Genomic DNA, 355 nt, shown 5'->3' on the forward strand with positions numbered 1-355 from the left:
TCTGTCACCACTTCATAACCTTGGTTGGTGAGCTCTGTAATACGAGCTGTGGTGGTGTAGTTAATCGGCTCGCCTGACTTACCTGTGACTTCATCGACAGTACCAAGCGTTTTACCTTTGTCATCTTTGTAGGTGATGGTGGCTTTTTGAGCGTCCTTCACATATCTAACGATAACTTCAGTGTCTGGATCAGTTGCCGGAACATCCTGAACAGCTTCGACACTTGCCTTGTCTGGTGTGTAACCTGCAATAGCTGGTGTGTCTACTTTGTCGAAGTCATCATCAGTTGAGGTCCAGTCACCATAAGTCACTTCTTTAGTCACTAGGTTAACGGTCGCAGTACGTTTGTATAAAG

The 355-nt window shown here is 45.6% G+C and carries 1 protein-coding gene; it reads right to left on the reverse strand.

Features of this window, described 5'->3' with window-relative positions:
* A partial coding sequence (locus tag C1G57_RS00600) for a mucin-binding protein (RefSeq protein ID WP_153045595.1) occupies window positions 1-323 on the reverse strand: 323 nt, incomplete at its 3' end.
* Window positions 324-355: the final 32 nt, after the last annotated feature.

The organism is Streptococcus suis, assembly GCF_002960425.1.
Taxonomy (GTDB): domain Bacteria; phylum Bacillota; class Bacilli; order Lactobacillales; family Streptococcaceae; genus Streptococcus; species Streptococcus suis_S.